The organism is Pedobacter sp. 05L430 (genome assembly GCF_056397585.1).
This window is the reverse complement of the sequence record NZ_JBFTNT010000242.1, coordinates 1-6,490: the sequence shown is the minus strand read 5'-3', so window position 1 is coordinate 6,490 and position 6,490 is coordinate 1. Positions and strand designations below refer to the sequence as shown.

General features: G+C 38.8%; 7 protein-coding genes. 1 reads left to right on the top strand and 6 read right to left on the bottom strand.

What is annotated here, in order from left to right:
* Nucleotides 1-105 precede the first annotated feature (105 nt).
* The 3 genes from AC1DG9_RS21200 to AC1DG9_RS21190 form a co-directional block, all read right to left on the bottom strand.
* Nucleotides 106-474 carry a winged helix-turn-helix transcriptional regulator gene (locus AC1DG9_RS21200; protein WP_172660192.1) on the bottom strand — a complete coding sequence of 123 codons (369 nt, stop codon included), beginning with the start codon at nt 472-474 and terminating at the stop codon, nt 106-108.
* A gap of 198 nt (nt 475-672) precedes the next feature.
* The gene (locus AC1DG9_RS21195; RefSeq protein WP_288879227.1) at nt 673-1,488 is read right to left on the bottom strand and encodes a slipin family protein; all 816 of its coding nucleotides are present in this window, start codon (nt 1,486-1,488) and stop codon (nt 673-675) included.
* Between the two features lie 28 nt (nt 1,489-1,516).
* Nucleotides 1,517-2,803, bottom strand: a complete 1,287-nt coding sequence (locus tag AC1DG9_RS21190; RefSeq protein WP_337716842.1) for an NfeD family protein — start codon at nt 2,801-2,803, stop codon at nt 1,517-1,519.
* A 417-nt stretch (nt 2,804-3,220) separates the two neighbouring features.
* On the opposite strand from AC1DG9_RS21190, the gene AC1DG9_RS21185 reads away from it, so the two are divergent.
* Nucleotides 3,221-3,565 carry a hypothetical protein gene (locus tag AC1DG9_RS21185; RefSeq protein ID WP_288879225.1) on the top strand — a complete coding sequence of 115 codons (345 nt, stop codon included), beginning with the start codon at nt 3,221-3,223 and terminating at the stop codon, nt 3,563-3,565.
* A gap of 7 nt (nt 3,566-3,572) precedes the next feature.
* On the opposite strand, the gene AC1DG9_RS21180 is transcribed toward AC1DG9_RS21185, so the two are convergent.
* From AC1DG9_RS21180 to AC1DG9_RS21170, 3 genes are all read right to left on the bottom strand, one after another.
* Nucleotides 3,573-5,117, bottom strand: coding sequence for an ADP-ribosylglycohydrolase family protein (locus AC1DG9_RS21180; protein WP_477635191.1), 1,545 nt, complete (start codon nt 5,115-5,117; stop codon nt 3,573-3,575).
* A gap of 8 nt (nt 5,118-5,125) precedes the next feature.
* Nucleotides 5,126-5,926, bottom strand: a complete 801-nt coding sequence (locus AC1DG9_RS21175; RefSeq protein ID WP_172660187.1) for a glycerophosphodiester phosphodiesterase — start codon at nt 5,924-5,926, stop codon at nt 5,126-5,128.
* An 8-nt stretch (nt 5,927-5,934) separates the two neighbouring features.
* Nucleotides 5,935-6,490: hypothetical protein (locus tag AC1DG9_RS21170; protein ID WP_477635190.1), on the bottom strand; the 556-nt coding region annotated here is incomplete at its 5' end.

Here is a 6,490-nt window from a genome sequence, read left to right as displayed (position 1 = left end):
AATATTAGCCGGTACTGTACTTATCAGAACGGGCCTGTCTTTTTTCCTAAATAAAGAAATTGAGAATATCGCCAAAAACGATCCCTTAAAGGATTAGCTTCCTTTCTATGCTTTTATCTTTTCTCGGTGATTAAGCCCCCATATCACTAAACTCTCTGTTACCGGCAGCACACTGCTACCGTATTCAGTGATCGCATATTTTACGGTAATGGGTCGGGTATCCAGCACGGTCCGGGAAACAAGCAGATTAATCTCAAGATCATGCAGCTCTTTTGATAACATTTTGGCCGAAATGCCTTCTATTTCACGCTGGATTTTTTTGAAAGTATTCTGGCCATCCTTTCTATTGTTGAGGTATCGCATGATCCTTAGTTTCCATTTTCCACCAAGTATTTCGAGGCTATCACGAATTGCTGATAGTTCCTGTTCGCAGGTTGCCTCCTTTATATTTCCGTTGATATTTATTGTTGCCATACTTAAATGGGTTAACTAAAGGTAACCGGTTACCTTTAGTTAACCCATAACAAAAATAAACTATTGCCTCCTAATTTTGAAATAGAATTTCATATACTAATCAATAAAGTATGCAAATCAGGAAGATATTTCGCTGGATTTTTAGATTAAAATGTCGTTACAGCAAGCTCTCTAGTTACCATTACATTAGAGATATCATTAAGTAGGGTCATCACCACCTGCATCCTTAACTGGCTTATCTTCCTTTGGATGCAGTTCTACGGATGGTTGCATAAAAGGTTTCAACAGATCAATTGGTACCGGGAAAATCGTTGTTGAATTATTTTCTGTTGCAATTTCACGAAGTGTTTGCAGATAGCGCAGGGTAAGTGCGCTTGGCTGTTCGCTTAAGATCTTTGCAGCATCCGATAAACGTTGCGAGGCCTGGTACTCTCCCTCGGCAGAAATCACTTTTGAACGCCTTTCACGTTCTGCCTCGGCCTGTTTAGCCATTGCTCTTTGCATTTCCTGAGGAAGGTCTATCTGCTTTACCTCAACCGCCGTTACCTTTATGCCCCATGGTTCCGTTTTCAGATCAATGATCTGTTGCAGGTGCAGGTTTATTTTATCGCGTTGCGAAAGCAGGTCGTCAAGCTCCGATTGCCCCAGCACGCTACGTAATGTTGTTTGCGAAAACTGAGAGGTAGCAGTTAAAAAATTCTCAACCTCCACCACAGCTTTTTGAGGGTCTATTACCCTAAAATAAATCACAGCATTAACCTTTATAGATACGTTATCTCTTGTAATCACATCCTGAGGAGGCACGTCCATAACAATAATACGCAGTGATATTCTTACCATTTTATCTATAAAAGGAATCAAAAGAATCAATCCAGGTCCTTTTGCACCTTTGTCTAGCACCCTGCCCAAGCGAAAAACAACTCCCCGTTCATATTCACGAAGTATACGAATCGCGCTGGAAAGTACGATGACAGCAAAAAAAATGAGCACTATAATAAAAACATTGTAATACATAAACACCTCCTTTTAGTTAAAAATAGAATTATACAGTACGCCCTAGTGGCTCAACAAATAAAGTAAGCCCTTTAACCTTTATTACTTTTACAAGCTCACCCTTATTAATTTTTCCTTTAGTTGATTCCGCAGTCCACACTTCTCCATTTACCTGTAGCTGACCCTGTGGGTTAAGCAGACTCAGCGCTTCTCCGGTCTGGCCCAGTAAGATATTAATCCCTGTTACCGTTTTGAGTCGCTGTGCCCGCAAGCCYAAAACTATTACACAGAGAAAGAAAGTGGCACTTAAAACAGTAACTGAAATAACCACTCCCGTAGATATTTTAATCATATCTAATGAAGAACTTGACTTGAACAGCATTACCGAACCCAGAAACAACGAAACCACACCTCCAATTGCCAGCACCCCATGGCTAACCACCTTAATTTCGAGCAGAAAAAGAACCAGAGAAAAGACGATCAACATTAATCCGGCGTAATTAACAGGTAAAGTATTCATAGCATAAAAGGCAAGAATCAAACTAATTACCCCAACCACTCCTGGCAACACTGCTCCGGGGTTAAACAATTCAAAGTATATCCCTGCCATGCCCAGCATGAGTAAAACATAAGCAACATCGGGGTTACTGATAAAGTCAAGTAACTTCTCGGAAGCACTCATCTCTACATATTGAATTTTAGCTCCTTTGGTATGTAAAGTAACATTTCCGGAGCCTAGTTCTACATTTCGTCCATCTATTTGATTAAGTAATTCATTTTCATTTGCAGCGATATAGTCGATTACCTTCTTATTGAGTGCCTCATTTTCAGTAATCGACAAACTATTTCTGACTGCATCCTCGGACCATTCAAGATTGCGTTTTCGTTTTTCAGCTATACTTCTGATAAATGCTACGGCATCATTGGTGGCTTTTACATTCATTACTGAATCTGTCTTACCTACCAGGTTCACAGGGTGCGCAGCACCAATATTGGTTCCGGGTGCCATCGCGGCAACATGAGCTGCAAGGGTAATGAAAACTCCGGCAGAACCTGCATGTGAGCCGGATGGTGAAACGTAAACCACTACCGGAACTGGTGAGGTTAAAATATCGCTAACAATAGTACGGGTAGATTGTAGTAAGCCTCCCGGTGTATTGAGGTGAATAACCAGACATACTGCCTTTTCCTTCGTTGCCTTTTCAATTCCGTTATGTACAAAGGACGCTGAAACCGGATTAATTGCACCATCAATCTTTATCATCACAACCCTTTGTGCACTTAACATCAACGGGAAACAAGCTAGAAAAACCAAGAAGAATATCTTATTTTTCATACGGTTGAATTCATTACTCGTGTAATATATAAATATACTGAAAATCAACCACTTATTATTCTTTTTTAAGCAATATTAAAGGTAACTTTAATATGACCAGCCTATTGATATATTACTACCCAAATCTGCTACAGAAAGGAGTTCAATTATGGGAAAAGTTAGAAACATCTTACAAGAAAAAAACAGTTCTACAATTTATGTAAGCCTAAACACCACAGTCTTTGAAGCGTTGGAATTAATGTTTAAAAAAACATCGGATCGCTTATGGTTATGGTTATGGATTATAATATTTCTTTACCAGAAGATCACTATAGTAAGCGCATCTCTTTGATCATTTTTTTGAAAAAGGATTACAAAAATGGAAGAAAGACAGATAACTTTTTTTATTTTCGGCCCACATCTGCTTTTTAGAAATACATGAAACCTCCTTTTACCTGCTTATATTACCTGGAAAATGATTCCGATTGCTTACTGGAAGTGAAACGCAATGACCTGCCTGCAAATGCAGACATTGCTGACATATTCAGATGGCTGTACATAAACAAACAGACATTTGAAATTTCACCCCTGGTTTTCCGTTCAATGGATTCATCTGGCGAAGTACAGGAACGTTTCTTCGACCAGGGATACTTAAAATTTAACGACCAAACGGGCACTTATATTGAGAAATTTAATTCTGCACAGCATCAGCTTGAAAATAAAACAGGATTAGCCATTTCTGATGAACTACAGCATATGATAACACGCTATCTTAATCTATAAACTGATTCTATTTATGAGCCATTATCCCATCAATGGCTTTATCGCCATGGGTTATGTAATCCCATGCCCTTAAATAATATCCCTTTTTAGGATTCAAAACCTCAATTTTTATATGATGATTGCCACTGGCTAACTGATAGCGCCAGCAAATTTCATGTCTTCTGGTTCTGTAAGCGGTAGGTAAATGAGCAGTTTCGACGATCTGCCCATCAACATATACTTTGGCTTTAAGTTCATAATCATCCAGATTCTGATCATTTTTTCCGGCATTGCCGCGCAAAACAAATCCGGTTCCTTCAAAGTCAAACTCATAAACATCATCAATATTACGATTAAGTGGCTCTTTTGCTACAGGATAAATTCCCTCAAAACCTTTCTCCAAGCGCACCACCTCTGGTTTTTGCACCTTAATAATTACTTCGGCATCACCTACTTTGCCATTATTTGCAGCAATTGCTTTCAAAGCATGCTGATAACTTGTTTCATACACTTTATTTAAAGACATATTTGTGTATTTGAAGTTCAGATCCTCACTACCATTTAATCCTTTTTTCCAGTAATCCGGAATTTTACTGTAGCCTAGTATTGTTCCCAAAATCCCTCCAACGGTAGATGGGTTACAATCAGAATCCTGTCCGGAACGTGTAGCTATTTCCAACGTCCTTGTGTAGTCTCCTTTTCCGTAAAGCAGCCCCATTACCACATAAGCAGAATTAACTTTCGCATCAATGTCAAACGGACTGAATATACCCTCAGGACACCCTRCTTCTTCTGACCATTTCTTCTGAACCTCGTACCAGGTCTGCTTCCAATCGTTTGGATATTTTTTATGCCATTTGATTACATCGGCAATACATTTATAAAAATCACTTTCTTTTGGTATGGTTTTCAGAGCCTCATTCACCACGTAGTTCACATCGTCAGATAAAAAGGCCAGACTGTACATTGCCCCAACATAAACTCCGCCATACCATCCATCACCATAATTCATAATATGGCCAACTTTATCACTTAAAGTGCTTGCCGAATTTGGCATTCCCGGATGCATTAATCCTGCAAAATCTGCCTCTATCTGATAGTCAATATCATCAGCGTGTGGATTATTTAGCCAATGTCCGCTTTTTGGTGCTTTTATTCCATTAAGAATATTATAACGAGCAGCCTGGTTTGCATGCCATAAATTATAGGAAGCATTTGCAAAGGCATTTGCAAATGAATCAACAGGAGCATCAAAGCCAGCTCTATCCAATACTTCGACAAAAGTAAGGTCCATATATATGTCATCATATAAATCCGGCCATTCCAGCATCAGTTTTTTAACATATCCTTCTCCCCATGGGATTACCTGATAATCTTGTATAAAAGTACCATTGTGCCGGAACTCTGTATAACTTCCAAAGCTCACCCCAATAGTTTGGCCTGCCCAGCCTCCTTTTATTTTATCACGTAATTTCTCTTTTGTGAATGTTACAGTTTCTTTCTTGTGCTGCTTAAGGGTGAATGCAGACATCAAGACGGTCATTATAAGTCCGGGGATTAGTAATTTTTTCATCTTATTTTTTAATAGCTAAATAAATGATCGAATACGGAATCAATTTGAAAATAGAGCAGCCCAGTTGACTTTAATTTATCAGCCTGTTCTTTGGCCTTGCCCATAACATCAGACGATTTTAGCGCCCAGGAGTTAATCACACCTACGGCTAAAATATTATACTTACCAGCCCATTCAACATCTGATTCTGAAATACTATCAGAGAAAAGAAAATAGTTAGATGAAAGGTAATTGGTTTTAAGCATATTTTCTTCAAGCTGCTTTCTGGTACAGCTGAGCTTTATCTTTCCAGTAAAAAAATCAGTAGACTCATCTGTACCAATCATTAGCGCATTCTCGTATAGATGGTGTCTTTTCAGCATGTCTATCACTTTTGCAAATAGTAAGGTATCGTTTCCATCTATTTTATTATCAATCATAACCTGCAGTTTACCTTCGCAGTAATTGAGTACCTCCTCAAATTTTAATATTTTATTGCCTCTTTTATCTCTAAGCTTACTGATCTGCTCCCAGGTCATGGACGAAACATCCGCATCCAGACCAAAAGATCGTTTCAAATTCTTATCGTGATTTGTAATTAATACTCCATCTCTGGTTAACCTTAAATCCACTTCTACCATCCAGTAACCTCTATTTACTGCCTTTTCTAATGCTAAAAGACTATTCTCCGCAGAAAGGCTATCCACCACACCACCGCGATGGGCTATCAGTTTATAGTTGGCAGCGAATGAATGCTGTTTCGAATTCTGGCATACACCCACAGATTGGATCAAAGAAAGTAATAAACAGATTCCTATGGCAAACTTCATATTCTTTTCTATTCTATAAATGAAGGAAGGTACCCAGTTCTAAATGTCTTTACAACAGATTTTGGAGTTAAAACAGATAATTTTTCTTTCGGCAACAACTTTGCTATCCCATACCCTTCTACCGACCAGAGATACATCATTCCATTCCTTATTAAATAAGGTTCATTTTTAAAGATAATAAATGTGCCGTCTGGTAGTGCATCCGGGTATTCCAGAAAGGTAACCTTTTTGTTATTTTGATCAATCCTTTCCTGTTGAAGAATATCATCTATCGCTTTTATTGGTGTTTTAGCGTTAAATCCATATTCAGGATTTCCTTTTAACCAAAACGTTTTGAAAGCAGTCGCCTCAGCTCTGCGACACTCAAAACACGGTCGGTGACCAGCAGCAAATGAGGTGGGTTCATCAAGAAAAAACAACTCAGTATATTGTCCCGGAGCCATTACCGGCCGCTTCCTATCTTTAAATTCCAACACGCAGGTTATCCAGGCAGTGAGCTTAAAAAGGCGTCGAATCTCCTGCTTTTCATTGTGCAGCAATCCCCTATTCCCCATAAATGTACCC